The sequence below is a fragment of the Flavobacterium crassostreae genome, from assembly GCF_001831475.1.
Classification (GTDB): Bacteria; Bacteroidota; Bacteroidia; order Flavobacteriales; family Flavobacteriaceae; genus Flavobacterium; species Flavobacterium crassostreae.
The window spans coordinates 1,751,433-1,769,540 of the sequence record NZ_CP017688.1 but is presented as its reverse complement, the minus strand read 5'-3'; the positions used below and the strand labels follow the sequence as shown (position 1 = coordinate 1,769,540).

The 18,108-nt window shown below is 37.5% G+C and carries 10 protein-coding genes; 8 read left to right on the top strand and 2 right to left on the bottom strand.

The genetic code is table 11. The annotated features are described in order from the left end of the window. Positions 1–195 precede the first annotated feature (195 nt). The 3 genes from LB076_RS07895 to LB076_RS07885 all read left to right on the top strand — a co-directional run bounded on the left by LB076_RS07895 (position 196) and on the right by LB076_RS07885 (position 2,898). Entirely contained in the window at positions 196–957 is a 762-nt protein-coding gene (locus tag LB076_RS07895) for a cyclase family protein (protein WP_066331740.1), read from the top strand. Positions 958–1,057: 100 nt separating this feature from the next. After that, the gene (locus LB076_RS07890; protein WP_066331742.1) at positions 1,058–2,320 is read left to right on the top strand and encodes an MgtC/SapB family protein; all 1,263 of its coding nucleotides are present in this window, start codon (positions 1,058–1,060) and stop codon (positions 2,318–2,320) included. A 152-nt stretch (positions 2,321–2,472) separates the two neighbouring features. After that, the gene (locus tag LB076_RS07885; protein WP_066331743.1) at positions 2,473–2,898 is read left to right on the top strand and encodes a DUF1801 domain-containing protein; all 426 of its coding nucleotides are present in this window, start codon (positions 2,473–2,475) and stop codon (positions 2,896–2,898) included. A 50-nt stretch (positions 2,899–2,948) separates the two neighbouring features. On the opposite strand, the gene LB076_RS07880 is transcribed toward LB076_RS07885, so the two are convergent. Both LB076_RS07880 and sbcD read right to left on the bottom strand, forming a co-directional pair. Further along, on the bottom strand, positions 2,949–5,966 hold the full coding sequence (locus tag LB076_RS07880; protein WP_066331746.1) for an SbcC/MukB-like Walker B domain-containing protein: 3,018 nt from the start codon (positions 5,964–5,966) through the stop codon (positions 2,949–2,951). A 22-nt stretch (positions 5,967–5,988) separates the two neighbouring features. Next, the gene (gene sbcD, locus LB076_RS07875; RefSeq protein ID WP_078055238.1) at positions 5,989–7,206 is read right to left on the bottom strand and encodes an exonuclease subunit SbcD; all 1,218 of its coding nucleotides are present in this window, start codon (positions 7,204–7,206) and stop codon (positions 5,989–5,991) included. A 297-nt stretch (positions 7,207–7,503) separates the two neighbouring features. Here sbcD and LB076_RS07870 point away from each other — a divergent pair, with 297 nt between their 5' ends. The 5 genes from LB076_RS07870 to LB076_RS07850 all read left to right on the top strand — a co-directional run bounded on the left by LB076_RS07870 (position 7,504) and on the right by LB076_RS07850 (position 17,903). Next, on the top strand, positions 7,504–7,941 hold the full coding sequence (locus LB076_RS07870; RefSeq protein ID WP_066331819.1) for an acyl-CoA thioesterase: 438 nt from the start codon (positions 7,504–7,506) through the stop codon (positions 7,939–7,941). Positions 7,942–8,055: 114 nt separating this feature from the next. Then, positions 8,056–8,814: a patatin-like phospholipase family protein gene (locus LB076_RS07865; protein ID WP_066331748.1), complete on the top strand. Its 759-nt coding sequence runs from the start codon at positions 8,056–8,058 to the stop codon at positions 8,812–8,814. A 202-nt stretch (positions 8,815–9,016) separates the two neighbouring features. Next, complete coding sequence (locus LB076_RS07860; protein WP_066331750.1) at positions 9,017–13,987, top strand: translocation/assembly module TamB domain-containing protein; 4,971 nt, start codon at positions 9,017–9,019, stop codon at positions 13,985–13,987. Positions 13,988–14,017: 30 nt separating this feature from the next. After that, positions 14,018–16,303 carry a translocation and assembly module lipoprotein TamL gene (gene tamL / locus LB076_RS07855; RefSeq protein ID WP_066331752.1) on the top strand — a complete coding sequence of 762 codons (2,286 nt, stop codon included), beginning with the start codon at positions 14,018–14,020 and terminating at the stop codon, positions 16,301–16,303. A 172-nt stretch (positions 16,304–16,475) separates the two neighbouring features. After that, positions 16,476–17,903 carry an L-serine ammonia-lyase gene (locus tag LB076_RS07850; protein WP_066331762.1) on the top strand — a complete coding sequence of 476 codons (1,428 nt, stop codon included), beginning with the start codon at positions 16,476–16,478 and terminating at the stop codon, positions 17,901–17,903. The last annotated feature ends 205 nt before the right edge of the window (positions 17,904–18,108 follow it).

The following is an 18,108-nucleotide window of genomic DNA, read 5'->3' as shown; positions in this document are numbered from 1 at the left end:
CCAGTCTAAAAAAGGCTGGTGTTCTTTTTTTATGTTTTAAATTCTTTAAGAATAGAACGCTCGTGTTTCAAAAAAAAATCTTAAGTATTCTTGGGTATTCCATAAAGACTACAACATTAGCCTTCCAAGAATTGCTATAGCGATTTCGGCATTTTATTGTATTTTTGCCATCATACAAGTAATTCTAAAGAATCCATGAAAATTATAGATTTATCTAAGCCTATTCAATACAATAAATCAGACCCTTGGTTTATGAAAGTTAAAATAAAACACAAACCACATCAAAAATCAAAATGGCTTATTCGGTTATTAGGATTGCCATTCCATCTATTCCCTAAAGATTTTGTGGGCTGGGCTGATGATACCATTCAAAAAATGGGAGTACATTCTACTACACATATTGATGCTCCTTGGCATTATTCACCAACAACAAATGGCCAAAAATCTAAAACAATTGATGAAATTCCTTTAGAATGGTGCTTTGGCGAAGGACTAGTTATTGACATGAAACATAAAGCAGATTTTGATCCTATAACAATTACAGATATCGAGATATTCTTAGAAGAAAAACAACTCGATATTAAACCAGGGATGATTGTACTTATTAAAACAGGTCGAGACAAATATAATGGAACAAAAAATTTTCATAAAATAGGTACCGGTATGAGCGCTGCAGCAACCGAGTGGATCATTGATAAAGGAATAAAAGTAATGGGAATTGATTCTTGGGGTTGGGACTTACCGCTACCATATATGCTTAAAAAGGCGAAAGAAACTGCTAATCCAGAATTATTTTGGGAAGCCCATTTAATAGGCAAAAACAAAGAATACTGCCACATGGAGCAACTGGTTAATCTAGACAAGCTTCCGTATGAAGGTTTTAAAATTGCTGTTTTCCCGTTAAAAATAGTTGGTGCTTCGGCTGCACCAGCAAGAGTTGTTGCTATTTTTGATTAAATAATTACTATTATAACCTTTTATTTTTTTTACATAAATAAGCAATATAGCTATTGTTTTATGCTGAATCCTTTTTTAAACTTATCAATCTAAATTACCTATGACTGAACTATTTTTTCATTTTGGATTTGCACTCGCCATTGGCTTGTTAATTGGTTTAGAACGACAATTTAAAATGTCTGGAGATTTAGAACATGCTCTTTTTGGAGGCATCCGTACTTTTCCTCTTCTTGCACTAACTGGTTGTACGGCTGCCATGTTAGGAGATTTGATGGATTCGCCATGGGGTTTTGTACTACCCATTGCCATTGTAGGAGCTTTTTTGGTTGTTGCCTATTTAGGAACCGTCAAAAATGGAGATCTTGGGTTAACAACAGAAGTTTCTGCACTGCTTACGGTACTCATTGGTGCTTTGTGCTATTATAGCCAATTAGAATTAGCTGCGGCATTAGGCATTGTAGTTTTGTTTTTATTGTCTTTAAAAACAGAACTACACCAATTTAGTAAAATGTTCACCCAACTAGAAATTGTAAGTTTGGCTAAATTTGGATTAATGACGGCTATTATTTTACCAATACTCCCTGACCAACCTAGTTTAGCTGCTCCATTTGATGTTTTAATTTTACGAAATATCTGGTTAATGGTATTACTGGTAAGTGCCATAGGTATTGTGGGCTACTTTTTAAACAAAAACATTAAAAAAAATAAAGCGATTGTTTTAACGGGTTTTTTGGGCGGTTTAATTTCGAGCACGGCAGTAACCCTATCGTATTCTTCTCGAAGTAAAAATCAAGCAGCTCTCTCTAGATCTTTTGCAATAGCAATACTTGTTGCTTGGATTACGATGTTTCTTCGGATAATTATAGAAGTGGCTATTATTAATTATGCCTTGGTTAGCAGTCTATGGATCCCCATGACTGTAGCAGCTAGCACAGGAGCGGCTTATTGTTGGTTTATTAGACCAAAACAAGCCCAGAACCAAACCCAGAACGAGGATGCAGAGATACAAGCCCCTTTTTCTTTAAAAAGATCCCTTATTTTTGGAGGGCTTTATGCCGCAGTAATTGTGATTGCAAATATAGCTCAGATTAATTTTGGAGACCAAGGTATTTATCTATCTGCTATAGCTGCAGGATTTACGGATGTAGATGCAATTACGCTTTCTATGGCCGAAATGAGTCAGCAATCCGGTAGTCTAGAACCTAGTGTTGCCGTCCGAGCCATTACACTGGCAGCGGTTTCTAATACGGTTGTAAAAGCTACTGTGGTTCTGTTTACGGCACACAAAGCACTAAAAAAAATAGTATTACCAGGGGTGTTATTACTTATTATAACCACATTGGTTGCCGCTTTTTGGATCTAAAATAAGCGCGTTTATTTAAAATCATACCGCTAATTAACCATTTATAAACATCCTCAAACACGCTGATAACACCATTTTTCGGAACTGTATTTGGCTATAAATAAGTTTTTTATCTAAATAAACAATATATTTGATCGTCTAAAAATAAAACAATGACTCTAAATACCCATCCAAAAGTAGCCGCTGTATTTGCAAGTTATCCAGATACTATACGAGAAAAAATGTGTTTTTTGAGAGATTTAATTATAGAAACCGCTACAGAAACCCCCAAAATCACTACTCTAGAAGAAACCTTAAAATGGGGAGAACCTAGTTTTATTACCAAACAAGGCAGCACCTTAAGAATGGACTGGAAAAAACATAGTCCGGACCAATATGCTCTTTATTTTCAATGCAATAGCAGTTTAGTTACAACTTTTAGAATGGTTTTTGGCCAACAATTTAAGTACCAAGGAGAACGAGCCATACTGTTTTCTGTAGATCAAAAAATACCCGTAAACGAAGTAAAAAAATGCATCCAAGCTGCCTTATTGTATCATCAAGTAAAACATTTAAAATTTTTAGGTATTGTTGATTAGACCCCACTTATAAATATACCAATCCTACCAAGAACCCTAAGGTCATTTAGCTACTCGATTTCAATGGTGCTGTAACCCGCTCCGGTACGTACTAGTTTTATTTTGGCACCAATACGTTCTTTTAATTCTCCAACGTGCGAAATAATTCCTATCGATTTATTACTCTCATTTTGCATGTTTTCAAGAATACTAATGGCTTGATCTAAAGATTCTGGGTCTAGAGAGCCAAAACCTTCGTCAATAAACAAAGACTCTATGGCTACATTTTGGGCTGCTAAATCCGATAACCCAAAAGCCAATGCGAGACTTAATTTGAAGGTTTCGCCCCCAGATAAAGAGCTTACGGATCGTTTTGTGTTGCCCATATAGGTGTCAATTACTTTTAATCCATCGGTGTCATTTGTGGTATCCAATAAATATCGGTCTGAGAAACCTATAAGTCTTTGGTTTCCGTATTCTAACAACTGTTTTAGGGTCAAATCTTGTACAAAATTAGAAAACTTTTTGCCCGTTGCATCCCCAATAAGTAAATTCATTTTGGACCAAAGCAACAAATCTTTCTCTAAAGCATCCAGTACTAACTGACTTTCTTGTAGTTTTTCTTTGTTCTGGTGGTCAATCAAAAGGCGCTGTTCTTGGTTCCAGATTTGCTTTTGCAAAAGCAAAATTTCTTGGCTTATTTTAGGCAATTCTAACCCGATTTCTTCTAGGGTTATAGTAGGATCTTCTAATTTTGCATCTGCGGCAAGATCTTGCTCAATTTTTTCTTTGTTGGTTTGCAGTCTAATTTGATTTTGGTGTAAAGCTTGCCATTGGGTACGCAAGTGATTGGCTGTTTTTTCTTCTAGAATTTTGGCTTTTAATTCCGACAAACTAGCCATGCCTTTTTGTTGTAACTCGGGCATCAAAGTGGCTACAATTTGTTCTTTTTGATGCTGTATTTCTGCCATAGACTTTTGGTAGTCTGCCACTTGTTCTGCTAAGTTTTTTAAAGTAGAACGACACCATATAAAGGCATTAAGTAAGCTATTGGTCTCTTGATCGCTGTCATTTTTGTCATAAACACTTTTTAAGGCCTCTTTTGCTTGGGTGTACTTTGTTTTTAGACGGGTATATTCTAAAAAGAGTAGTTGCATGTCCTTGAGAAGGTTTCGGGACTGAATGTGGTTTTCTAATTGATCCAAAGCAGCCAACTCGTGTTGTAAAGCAAATGCTTTGGTTTCCCAAATTTCAAGAGTATCTGCAGTAGTCCACTGTAGTTGTTGGCACAAATGAGCAATTTTGGTTTCTAAAACCTGAAACTCGGCAAGGCTGTTTTGTAACTCTTGGATATTGGTTGCATGGGTCTTTTGTAATGCTTGGCATTGTATTTCGTTTTCCAAAAGGCTTTTGTTTAGAGCCTCTAACTGGTGGACCAAAGCCTGTTGTTTTTGGTATAAAGTAGAAACTACCTTTTCTGCAATTTCGGTTACCAAAGGATGTGTTTCTGAGCCACAAAGCGGGCAAGCTTCTCCGTCTTTTAGTTCCAAACGGTGCTGGTCTAAACTTTTTCGTTGTTGCCAATGCTCTAACTCTTTTTGGCCTTGTTCTACGGCAGGCAACAAGTCGTTACGTTCTTCTTGTTGTTTTTTTAAGCTTACCGATAGGTGGTCTATTTGTGTTTTTTGCTGTAGGATTTTGAGCTGCAACTCGTGTATTGCTTTCTTTTTTTCGTCAAACAACCTTCGGTCTCCTAGCAACTGGCTAGCGGGCAAGAGCTGTTTGTTTAGTTGTTCTTTTTTATCTTTTACGGCAATAATGGTATCTATTGCTTTGGCTTTAATTTGCGCCTCTACTCGCTCTAAATTGTCTTGTATTTGTGCCTCTAGGGTTTCGTTTTTTACAAGAGATAGACCTAGTTTATTTGCCTCAGATAGCTTGTCTTCAATGCGTCCGAGTTGTTGTTTGGTTTGGTTTAATGTATCTGTTTCGTCTGCCTTTAAGGCTGTAACTTTGGCTCTAAAAGCCGTAACCACTTGTTCTAAATTTTGTTCAGAAACTTCTGTTTTAACCAATGCAGTAGCCCTCAAAAGTAAGTCGGATTTGTCTTTTTGGTTGGCAACTAATTTCTCTTTTGTGGAAGCAATTTTTTCAGAAATGGCCTGGCAGGTTTTTTCTGCTGTTTCAATGGCGAGCATTTGATCCTTGTATTCCACTACACCCTCATGGGCTTGTAGTTGTTCTTGCTGGGGCAAAAAAAGCTCTTTTTCTTTTAAAAACAAAGCCCATGCCATTGCGTTTTCGGCTTGTAAGCGTTTGTTTTTAATATGGTTCTCTTTGATTATTTTTTTGGCTTCGTAGTGTTCTTTTTGGGTTTCTTTAGCCAAAAGCAGGGGTTTTTGAAGCAAAATATCGTGCTGAATTTCGTTTACGTTTTGGGGTGTTAACAAAACGGTCTCCCCCATTTTGATGGTTTGTATTTTAACTGCCTCTTCGATGGCTCTAAACTTTTGAAATACCAGCTTTCCTATTTTTCTGTAAATAGAAGAACCTGTAATTTCCTCCAAAAGCGTGTTCCGTTCGTCTTTTTTGGCCAATAACAATTTTGAAAATTGCCCTTGTGCTAAGATCATCGATTGTACAAATTGGTTGTAATTTAGACCTATAATACGTTCATTTGCAACCACCACTTCTTGCACTCCAGAAACCAAAATAGCACCTGTAGCGCCATCCACCAACTCTTGTTTTCTTTTGTCCAAAGAGCCAGTTCTGGTCCTACGGATAGACCATGAGGAAATATACCGAGTGCCTTTCACTTGGTATTCTACCTCTGCATAACAATCTGCTGCATTTTTGGTCAACACCACACCTTCTTGTTCTATAACGTTCTCTGTGATGGGTTTGTCAATTCTCGGAATTCGGTTATATAGGGCCAAAGTAATGATGTCTAACAAGGTAGATTTACCTGTTCCGGTAGCTCCCGTTATTACAAAAAGTCCTGCTTGTGCCAAGATTCCGTTTTCAAAATCAATAGAATGTTCGCCTTTAAGCGCGTGAATGTTTTTGAATTTTATTTTACAAATTTTCATATCTAAGTAAGAGTAAGACTGGTTATTCTGAGGTATCTGTGGTGTGCAGTGTTTCTAAAATTTCTTTAAAGGCGGCTACCAACTCTGTGGCATCTTCTATGGATTGGTCTTGTTGTATTCTTTTTTCGAATAATTGTACTGGCAAAAAATCGTTAATGGCTTCTCCTTTAGAAAGCAGTTTAGAGGTGCCCAAAACGGTATTCTTAAATGTAATACTGCCTTTTAGAATTTGTAATTCATCATTGGGCTCTGAGGTCAATAAATCCTCTAGGGCTTTTATGTGTGCAATATTTTCGGTTTCTTCTTCAATAATTAGCTCTGCAAGATCCGTAAGTACGGAGTCGGTGCTGTAGCTGGCTATTTTTTGGGTGACCTCCTCTATAGTACCCTTGAGACTAACTAATTTTCTGAATTTGGGTACCGCTAGGGTATTGATTGTAAAATTATCTTCAATTAGTTCTAAAATAACTACTTCTTTTATATCCTTTTTTTCACTAAAACTAAGTGCAATTGGGGAGCCACTGTACCTAATATTCGGTTTGCCAACCATTTGTGGTCGGTGTATATGGCCTAATGCTACATAATGCGGTTCTTCGCCAAAAACACTAGCGGCAACACCAGCTTGATTTCCTATTTGTATTTCGCGTTCACTATCCGATACGGACGCCCCTTGTGCATACAAATGTGCCATAACCACAAAGGGAATTTTATTGTAATATGTGTTATAATGCGTAGTGACCTTGGCAAAATAGTTGGCTATACCATCTTTAGTTAATGCTACTTTATCTTCATAAGATTCTCCTGGCGCTGCATTTCGGATGTCTTTGTCTCGCAAAAAAGGCACTGCTGCAAGAACTACTTTTTGATTTCCGAGGCTAACTTCTAAAAACAAATCTGCTAGATTTTCTGGAACTCCTCCTACTACCTTTATGTCTAGAATTTCTAACAACTCTTTGGGTGCATTCAGAACTTGTGGAGAATCATGATTGCCTCCCGTTAGGACTATTTTGCAATTTAAGGGCAATAACCGTTTCAAAAAACCATAATATTGTGCCATGGCTGCCTGCGATGGATTTGCTTGATCAAACAAATCTCCAGACATCAGTAGTATCGTTATGTTGTTTTGCTGGATGCAATCCAACAACCAATCCAAAAAAAGATCCATATCTTTTGCAAAATCCGTTTTTAATAATTGTTTGCCAATATGCCAATCTGCAGTATGCAAAATCTTTATGTTCATGATTTGGGAGTTTGTGGTTGTAAATTTAGAATCCAAATACAATTCTAAAACAAAAATTGTTTGCCTATTGGATCCAGCTAACAAATTTAACTTTTAAAAACTAAAAACCAGATAAATGCCTGTCTAAAATACAAGTAAGCACACACAAAACCTAGTTTTTTTTATGCATGCAGCAAGAATTTAAAAACACCATTTCTTTTAGAATAAATTATGGCATCTTAACACAAAGTTGTATTGCTTTTAGTAAATTTACACCAGTATATTGAAACCGAACTTCTACCCTTAAAACGATATCCAATGCTTGCTTTCCAAAAACAATTATCTTTTAGATGGTCTGATTTAGACCCGAATTTTCATGTGCGCCATAGTGCGTATTATGATTTTGGTGCCCAACACCGTATTGAAATTTTAGAAAAACTTGGCCTAACCATGAACGTATTGCAGACCAACCACTTTGGACCAATACTCTTTAGAGAAGAATGTGTTTTTAGAAAAGAAATCAAGCTATCTGATACCATTTTTATACATACCACCGTGTCTAAAATGAAAACCGATGCCTCTAGATGGTCTATTGTACACCAATTTAAAACAGCAGAAGACCAACTATACGCCACAATAACCGTAGATGGTGCTTGGATGGATACCAAACTCCGAAAAATTGCCAATCCAACTCCAGAAATAGCCCTGCAAGCATTACGGGATTTCCCTAAAAGCGATGATTTTGCACTACTATAATGGTCCTAAATATGGTCTTTTGACTAAGCAGACGGCGTATTTAAATTGGCTATCTTGTTTTTAAATGCAACAAGAGCATAGAGTTATTGGTTTTTTAAAAAAACTTTCATAAAAATGAAAAAAATTGGGTTGGTGTTATCTGGTGGTGGCGTAAGAGGCATGGCGCATCTCGGAATATTAAAAGCCTTAGAAGAATTTGGTATCTCTTTTACACATATATCCGGGACTAGTGCAGGAGCAATTGCAGGCGCATTTTATGCTGCAGGATATTCTGTAGAGGAGATTGTGACCATACTTAAAAAAAGTCAAATTTTTAATTTTTCTAATTTTTTAATCAAAAAACAAGGGTTATTTACCATGAAGGGATTTGAAGGCTTGTATCAAGAACATTTAAATACTTTTGAAGATCTTAAAATTCCTTTATATGTTGCAGCTACAGATATTTTAAAAGGAGAACTTACCTATTTTTCTTCCGGAAATTTATCTCAAGCCTTATTGGCTTCTTCATGCATTCCGGTGGTGTTCCAGCCCGTAAGCATTAATAATTCTTTGTATGTAGATGGCGGAATACTTAATAATTTTCCTATTGAACCCTTACTTGGTCAATGCGATATACTAATTGGAAGCTATGTAAATTCGATCAAAAAAGAGGTCGATCAAGTACACATGAATAATATTGTTGATCGTTCTTTTCACTTAGCCATGAAAAGTTCTGTGCAAGACAAAACCAACCTTTGTACTCTTTATATAGAACCACCAAACATGAGCCAATTTAGTCTTTTGAGCCTCAAAAAAGCAGACGAAATTTTTGAATATGGCTACCAATATGCTCGTACTTTGGAGCCTCAAATTAAAGCCCTAGATTTAGGATAACCTTTTTTAAATTAACTATTTCAAGACGTGAACTAGCCTCGAGTGGTTCCATACAGCGCATATTCTAATTTTATAATATAATACCACAAAACTACAAGGCAAATCAAATTTAAATTTTGACCTTTGCTTCCTTTAAGGAAGTAGTCGTTTTTGCCTACCAATTCCTGTGGATTGTCTTAACTGAAATTAAAATCGATAACGCTTGAAAAAATATTTAAAAATAAGTTCCAACCTACTCCTTTGGATTTTAGGGATTGTTTTTGCAATACTGTTTTTGGTTTTGGTAACCCTTCAAATTCCTGCAGTTCAAAACCTGGCCAAAGAAAAGCTGGTGGCTTTTGTGCAACAAAAAGTTAAAACTAAAGTTGTGGTAGGTAGTTTGGAGATCGGTTTTCCGAAAAAAATAATTTTAAATAATTTTTATTTTGAAGACCAACAAAAAGACACCCTATTAGCAGGACAAAAACTAGCCATTGACCTCAATTTTTTAGATTTAATAAACCAAAAAATAACCCTCAACCAAATTGATCTAGAAGGCATAACAGCAAGTGTAAACCGAGATACTCATGCGGTTTTTAATTTTGACTATATCCTCAAAGCCTTTGCGTCCAAAGATAGCTTGCAGACACCCAAAGAGGCCAAACCAACCGCTTTTTTGATAGAAAATATCCGTTTTAAAAACATCAAAATCCAATATTCGGATGCCTATACTGGGCAAAACGTAAAGCTTAAATTAGGTATTCTGGATACCAAAATAAGAAAACAAAATTGGAACACCTTGGATTTTGAAGTACCTAAAATTAAAATCCAAGCACTACAATTGGCCGTTTTGCAAGCAACTACATCTACCCAAAAACAAACCCCAAGAACTCCAAAAACAAAGCCCACCGATCCCCAATTTAATTTAGATCTTGGAGAAATAGACTTTTCAAAATTTGACCTACAGTATACCGATTTAAAAAGCAAGATAGCTGCCGCCTTAAAATTCAAAAAATTAAAAGCAACATTCCGCAAAACGGACTTAGGCAATCAATTTTTTTTGGTAGACCGTATTTATTTTTCGGATGCTAAAGCAAAAGTGACTATAGACCAAGTAACCCCTCCAACCAATACTGCGAATACCGCCAGCACTACTAGTCCAAAAAACAAACTAGAATTTAAGATAAAGCAAACTACTTTTAATAACGTAGATTTGGTATTTGACAATACCAATTCCATCCCTGCTGCATCTGCAATAGATTACCAACATCTAAACATTCAGGACGCACACCTCGATCTTACGGACTTAAATTATAGCCCATTGGCTATACAAGGAAATTTAAACCAGCTGCGATTGAAAGAAAAAAGTGGCGTAGAGATTACCCAATTATCTACCGCATTTTATTACGGAACCAAAAATGCTTATCTAAAAAATCTTGTTCTAAAAACACCGCAATCTCTGATAAAAGACCACCTAGAGATCGGATATCCTTCCGTGGCGGCTCTTAGCCAAAATAGCGCCCAAATAAGCGTTAATGCCCATTTAAAAGAGAGTCGACTTAGCCTTAAAGATGTGCTTCTTTTTGCACCGGCATTGGCACAATCTGCTCCTTTTAAAGGCAATAAAAATGCTGTTTTGTCTATAAATGGTGCGCTAACCGGAAAACTAAATCGTCTTAGTATTCCTAATTTAGAAATAAGCGGAATCCGAGATACCAAAATTGCCGCAAGCGGAACCATAACTGGGCTACAGGATATCAACAAAGCCTATTTTGACTTGGTTATAAAACAATTGCAATCTGGTGCCACTGATTTGCCGTATTTTATTCCAAAAGGAAGTATCCCGAGCGCCCTTGAGTTACCGGCCTATTTAAATGTAAACGGAACCTTTCAAGGAACTACCACCCATTTCAATACCAATCTAGTTCTAAAAAGCAGTTATGGTGAAGCTACAATTAAGGCTTTGTTGGATCAAAAAACAAAAAATAGCGAGAACTATACTGCTCAATTATATCTTAAAAATTTTGATTTAGGAAAACTTTTCAAAACCAAAACCCTTGGGAAAATTAGTCTAAAAGCACAAACCAGTGGCATCGGGCTAAACCCTAAAACTGCCCAAGCCCAATTAAAAGCCAGGATTTTAAAGCTGGATTACAACAACTATGCCTACTCCAATTTAGTAGTAAATGGGAGTATTGATCACGGCTTGTTTACTGCTACAGCTGGCATCCAGAATCCTGATTTGAGGTTTGATTTAGTAAGCAGTGGCAGCTTTAAAGACAAATATCCGGCAGTAAAAGCCCATTTAAATGTAGATATCGCAGATCTAGAAAAACTAAACCTACATGCGGGCCCTCTCAAAATAAGAGGCACCATGAATGCTGCCATAGCCTCGGCGAGTTTGGATAATTTAAAAGGAAAAGTAGACATCATCCAACTTACCGTTGCAGATGCAGAACAGCAATTTGTTACAGACACCATTAGTTTGTCTGCTAGAGTACTGCCAGATACTAGTGCCGTGGTACTAAAATCGCCGTTTTTGAACGCATCTGTTAGAGGTAACTATACTTTAACTACAATAACTGCTGCTTTAAAAAACTCGTTATCGGTTTATTATGCCCCAAAACCAATTTTAGCTGCCAAAAACAAAACAGAACAGAATTTGGATTTTCAAATAGAGGTAAAAGACAGCCCTTTGCTGCATAAAATAATGCCTCAAGTTCAGGTTTTAGAACCATTTTTTATTTCCGGAAGCTACCACAGTAAAAAAGATAGTATTATTGTTAACGGAAAAATCCCAAAATTACTATACGGTCAAAACACCATTACTAACGCTATTTTGAATGTTAGCACTAAAGACAAAACCCTTTTTTATGACTTTGCCATAGATAGCCTTCAGAACAACCAATTGCAACTACCCGCCACTGCAATCAAGGGCCAATTAAAAGACCAAACCGCAACCTATCAGTTAGAACTTAAAGACAGCAATGATACTCTGCGTTATTCTGTAGCAGGAACCCTAAAAACTACTCCTAGAAATACCGAAGTGCATTTGGACCCAAGTACTTTGATTTTAAATTACAAGCCGTGGACAATTGCTGCTACCAATCTAATTCAGTTTGGTAAAACCGGCATTCAGGCACGGGATTTTAAATTAAATAACTCCAAAAGTAGCCTAGAGATTGCTTCTTTATCTACCAAAAAAAATGCGCCCCTATCTGTAACATTTGCCGATTTCGAGATAAAGACTATCCGTAATTGGATTCAAAAAGATAGTTTGCAGTTTAACGGAACCCTAAACGGTAGTGCCACAATCCAAAATGCAACTAAAAACCCTGTTTTTAAGGCTGCCCTAAAAGTGGAAGACTTTAGCTTCCGGAATGATACTCTAGGTAGTATAGATCTTGAAATAGAAAATTCTAGAGCCAATACCTATACCACAAAAATAGCCCTCTCCGGACAAGATAACCAACTAAACCTAGACGGAACCTACCACACCAATACGGCTAATCTAGACCTAAAATTAGCAATCGAAAAATTACATTTAAAAAGCATTCAAGGCTTTACTATGGGCAACCTTAAAGAAAGTACGGGTTTTATAAACGGATCGCTAGCTCTAACAGGCACAATAAACCAACCACAGCTGGTAGGAAGTTTAAACTTTAACCAAATAGGTTTTAGAGTAACTCCTCTAAATTCTGTTTTTAAAGACACTAACAACACGCTCAAATTTAGCGGAGAGACCATTGGTTTTGATGCTTTTACCCTTAAAGACGAAAACAACAATACCCTGGTACTTAATGGAACTATTTCTACTACAGATGCCAGCAACCCCGCATTTAACCTTACGGTAGATGCCACCAATTTTAAGGCTATAAATTCTGAAGAGAAAGACAATGATTTGTATTACGGTGCTTTATATTTAGACAACCATTTACGCATAAAAGGAGATTGGAATAACCCAATGGTTGATGGAAATCTTAAAATAAATGCCAATACGGATTTTGTACTCGTATTGCCGCAATCTGACCCATCTATTGCAGATAGAGAGGGCATTGTTTCTTTTGTAGATGCAGACAATCCGCCATTAATTACCAAAATCACCACCCAAGAAAAATTACGTGAAACTGCCATAAAAGGCATTAACGCTGCGGTAAACATTGAAATTGATAAAAAAGCAGCTCTGACTATGGTATTAGACAAGGCCAATGGAGATTTCTTGAAATTAAAAGGCCAAGCACAGCTCTCTGGCGGAATAGATCCTTCTGGAAAAACCAACCTTACCGGAAGATACGAAATACAAGAAGGTACCTACGAAATGAATTTTAATCTAATTAATCGTAAATTTGAGATAAAAAAAGGCAGCTATCTTCTATGGACTGGAGAGCCTACCTCGGCAGAAGTTGCCATAACAGCCGTTTACAAAAACGAGGTTGCTCCAATTGATTTAGTAGATAGCCAATTAGCAGGTACCACATCTGCAGTTAGAAATACCTACAAACAAAAAATACCCTTTGAAACCGAGCTACTAATGAAGGGCGAATTACTCCAGCCGTCCATCCATTTTGATATTGTACTTCCAGAAGGAAACAATAACGTAGCCACTGAAATTATTAGTACTACCCAAGCCAAATTATCTCAATTGCGCCAACAACCAGAAGAATTAAACAAACAAGTATTTGCTTTGTTATTGCTAAATCGTTTTATTGGCGAAAATCCTTTTGCAAGTCAAGCTGGAGGGAGCTCGGTATCTTCATTAGCCAGAGAGAGTGTTAGCAAAATTTTGTCGCAACAATTAAATAATTTTGCAGCAGAATTAGTGGATGGCGTAGCCATTGAATTTGATTTAGATGCCACCGAAGACTATACTACCGGAAATCTAGAAAACCGTACCGATTTGAATGTAGGTATTTCTAAAAAACTATTAGACGATCGATTAAAAGTAACTGTTGGTAGCCGTTTTGGATTAGAGGGACCACAGCAACAAAACCAAGCAGCCAATAGCATTGCTGGCGATGTGTCTGTGGAATACCAAATATCCAAAGATGGCCGTTACAAACTCAGAGCCTATCGTCTAAATAAATACCAAGTGGCTCTGCAAGGACAAGTAGTAGAAACAGGAGTTTCTTTTGTTTTAACCCTTGATTACAACCAATTCAAAGAATTATTTCATTCTAAAAAAACAGCCGAATAACGATTCTGTTTTTTTAAACAATCTCTTACAATGAATACACGCATCTTAAATAGTCTACTCTTATTGCTTATCGTAATAACCGGCTGTACTGGCACCAAAAAACTACCAGAGGGCAGCTTATTGTATACCGGAGCCACCATCAAAATAGAAAATACTACCCCAAGAAAACAAAAAAAAGCTTTAAAAACAGCACTAACCCCTTTACTGAGACCCAAGCCCAATACTACTTTTTTGGGATGGAGACCCAAACTTTTTTTCTATAATTTGGCCGGAGAGCCCACAAAACAAAAAGGACTTAGATACTGGCTCCGTAATAAAGTAGGAGAACCTCCGATACTGTATTCGAGAGTTGACCTCAATTATAATCAAAAAATAATTCTAAATTACGTACAAAACAACGGCTACTTTAACGCCAAAGTTGTAGCAGATTCTAGCCGTAGTGGCAAAAAAGCAACAGCCACCTATAGCTTAAATCCGGGCAAACAATATGTCATCCAACAAATTAAATATCCCGAAGATTCTTCGGCAGTTGCAAATGCCATACGCCATACCATACCAACGTCTTTATTAAAAATAGGCCAAGGCTATAGCCTAGATGCTTTTAAACAAGAACGAGAACGCATAGACAGCCATCTTAAAGAAAAAGGGTTTTATTATTTTAATGCCGAGTATCTAAAAATGGAAGTAGACAGTACCGTTGCAGAGCACCGCGTAAATTTGACCATCAAAATAAAGCCCGAAATTACCGACATTGCCCAAAAACAATACCAAATAAACCAAATTATGGTGTACCCAAATTATCGATTAAACAAAGACACCATACCGGATCCAGAATCCGCACTACAATATAAGGATTTTACCATAATTGGTTCCAAAAATCAATTCAAACCCAGAATTTTTGATCGGGCACTCTATTTCCATAAAGGGGATTTATACAACCGCACCAATCATAATTTATCCTTAAATCGTTTGGTTAACTTAGGCACTTTTAAGTTTGTAAAAAACCAATTTAAAGTTGCAGATACTACTGCAAACTTTTTAGACGTCTACTACTACCTTACACCACTGCCCAAAAAATCCATACAAGCAGTTATCTCGGCCAAAACCAACTCCGCAAATTATACCGGGACCGAACTAAATATCAATTGGAGCAACCGCAATTTATTTAAAGGAGCCGAGTTACTCAACCTATCTGCTTTTGGCGGGCTTGAAGTGCAGGTTTCTGGTCAAAATAAAGGTTTTAATGTATACCGTTTGGGTACCGAAGCAAATCTAATTTGGCCACGAATTATTGCTCCCTTTCCTTTTAAATCTGCAAGCGGGTTTGTTCCAAAAACAAAAGCAACCCTAGGCTATGAATACCAAAACAGAACCCAATTATACTCCCTACAAACCCTAAAAGGCTCCTTTGGCTATTTGTGGAAAGAAAACCAACGCAAAGAACACCTACTCAATGTAACCGAAATCACCTATGCAAGCCCTCAAAATGTAACCAACCTATACCGGCAACAAATAGCCATAGATCCGTCTTTGGCCAAAGTCACTGAAAAACAATTGATTTTTGGACCAACCTACTCCTACACCTATACCAATACCATGCTCCAAAACAAAAAACACACCTATTATTATAAAGCTAGTTTGGATCTATCTGCCAACCTAACGGGCTGGCTATCCTGGGCAAATATGCAAAAAGGAGACACCGTAGAGATATTCAAAGTACCTTTTAGTCAATTTATAAAAATAGAAAACGAATTTAGACACTATTTAAAGCTTAGTTCCAAAACACAAATAGCAAGCAAAATTTTAGTAGGAGCAGGATATGCCTACGGAAATTCAGATCAGATGCCCTTTATAAAACAATTCTTTAATGGCGGATCCAACAGCATTCGTGCCTTTAGAGCACGCTCCATAGGCCCAGGATCCTTTAATGGCAATGCTACTTCTGGAAATTTTTTGCCGGACCAATCTGGAGATCTAAAATTAGAATTCAGTACAGAATATCGCGCCAAAATATACAAATTAGTTCATGGTGCACTCTTCTTGGATGCTGGAAACATTTGGTTGCTACGAGAAACTCCCGAAAAACCTGGAGCCAAATTTTCAAAAGGTTTTTTAAAAGAACTAGCCGTAGGCGTTGGTGCAGGCCTTCGATTTGATTTTTCATTTTTAATCTTAAGAACAGACCTAGCTTTTCCAATACGAAAACCGTACCTTCCCGAAGGAGCACGTTGGCAACTAGACCAAATTAGTTTTGGAGACAAAAATTGGCGCAAAGAAAACCTAGTATTTAATCTAGCCATTGGCTATCCGTTTTAAATAGTACAAAAGCCAAAAAATATTTTTTTGATATAAAAAACAACCCAAAAACAATAAAACAACTACAAATCTTGAATCTTTAAGCCTTAATCATAAAAAGCATAATAATTCTTATAAGATACCATGAGTTCATAAATTCAATTATATTTGTAACCAAAAAAACAATTTTAATATGGAAGAATGCATTTCGATTTTTGACATGCTCAAAATAGGTGTTGGGCCATCCAGTTCGCACACACTAGGACCTTGGAGAGCAGGAGAACGTTTCTTAGAAGAACTCACACAAGAAAACCTACTAGAAACCACCACCAGAATCAAAGTAGATTTGTATGGTTCTTTATCCCTAACCGGCAAAGGGCACGCCACAGATTTAGCCGTAATGCTAGGTCTAAGCGGGCAAGACCCAGAATACATACCCGTAGAAAACATAGACGGTATTATCCAAAAAATTGCAACCACACAACAACTACTTCTAGCCAATAAATACCCCATAGCATTTAACATACCACAGGATATTTTGTTTAACAAAAACTTCCTGCCTTTTCATTCCAACGGAATGACCTTTACTGCATACAATGGCTCCGGAGACAGCTATAGCGCAACCTTTTATTCCATAGGCGGCGGATTTGTAGTCAAAGAAGAACGAGCCAATGCCAAAGAAAAAGAGAAAGTAAAATGCCACTTTCCCTACCCGATCAACAAAGCATCCGAGTTGCTCGCCTATTGCAAAAGCGAAAACAAAAGCATTTCCGAAATTGTTTTTGAGAACGAAAAATCCATGCGTACCGAGTCCGAAATAGACAAAGAACTCCTACGCATATGGAACACCATGCTCGAATGCATGTACATTGGCTGTCACTCCGAAGGGATCCTACCCGGAGGCCTAAACGTACGCCGTAGAGCCTTTGATATGCACCAAGGCTTAATAGGCCTCTCCAACTACACAGACCAACATAGCTGGTTAGAACAAATACGCAGTACCGAAGTCAAATTTCGTCAAATTTTAAAATGGGTTAGCTGTTTTGCACTTGCCGTAAACGAAGTGAATGCCGCATTAGGCAGAATTGTAACCGCCCCAACCAACGGAAGCGCCGGAGTAATACCATCGGTCTTAATGTACTACCTAGTTATAGAAAACCACCAAGCCTCAGAAAAAGAAATCAAACAATTTCTATCCGTTGCCGGAGTAATAGGAAGCATCTTCAAAAAAGGAGCCACCATATCGGCCGCAATGGGAGGCTGCCAGGCAGAAATAGGCGTATCCTCGTCCATGGCCGCCGGCGCACTATGCGAATTAATGGGAGGCACACCAGAACAAGTACTAATTGCCGCCGAAATAGCCATGGAACACCACCTCGGACTCACCTGTGACCCCATAGGCGGACTCGTCCAAATCCCGTGCATAGAACGCAACACCATGGGAGCCATAAAAGCCATAAATGCCGCCGAACTAGCCCTATCCACAGACGCCAAAAACGTCAAAGTGCCCTTAGACAAAGTAGTAAGCACCATGTGGGAAACCGCCAAAGACATGAACAACAAATACAAAGAAACCTCCGAAGGAGGACTAGCAGTAGCCGTGAACATATCCGATTGCTAAATAAAACTATGGCAAGACCCTGCTTCCATTCCATTACAGCAGGGTCGGGCTGTACGCTACAATCTTTTATTGCGCCAAGCTCCATAAAAGGATTTCCACTACCATCCCTCTTGCAGCCCCGTTTTAGACCATCAAACCGCGCCATCAAACCACAACACCAACCAAAGCAGAAAGACCAACCAATAGAACAAAAAACAAAAAAAAT

What these genes read in the sequence shown, in the direction of transcription:
- LB076_RS07870 (WP_066331819.1), top strand. Translation starts at nt 7,504, where the DNA reads ATGCTTGCTTTCCAAAAACAATTATCTTTTAGATGGTCTGATTTAGAC.
- LB076_RS07880 (WP_066331746.1), bottom strand. Translation starts at nt 5,966, where the DNA reads ATGAAAATTTGTAAAATAAAATTCAAAAACATTCACGCGCTTAAAGGC.
- LB076_RS07890 (WP_066331742.1), top strand. Translation starts at nt 1,058, where the DNA reads ATGACTGAACTATTTTTTCATTTTGGATTTGCACTCGCCATTGGCTTG.
- LB076_RS07895 (WP_066331740.1), top strand. Translation starts at nt 196, where the DNA reads ATGAAAATTATAGATTTATCTAAGCCTATTCAATACAATAAATCAGAC.
- tamL (WP_066331752.1), top strand. Translation starts at nt 14,018, where the DNA reads ATGAATACACGCATCTTAAATAGTCTACTCTTATTGCTTATCGTAATA.
- sbcD (WP_078055238.1), bottom strand. Translation starts at nt 7,206, where the DNA reads ATGAACATAAAGATTTTGCATACTGCAGATTGGCATATTGGCAAACAA.
- LB076_RS07885 (WP_066331743.1), top strand. Translation starts at nt 2,473, where the DNA reads ATGACTCTAAATACCCATCCAAAAGTAGCCGCTGTATTTGCAAGTTAT.
- LB076_RS07865 (WP_066331748.1), top strand. Translation starts at nt 8,056, where the DNA reads ATGAAAAAAATTGGGTTGGTGTTATCTGGTGGTGGCGTAAGAGGCATG.
- LB076_RS07850 (WP_066331762.1), top strand. Translation starts at nt 16,476, where the DNA reads ATGGAAGAATGCATTTCGATTTTTGACATGCTCAAAATAGGTGTTGGG.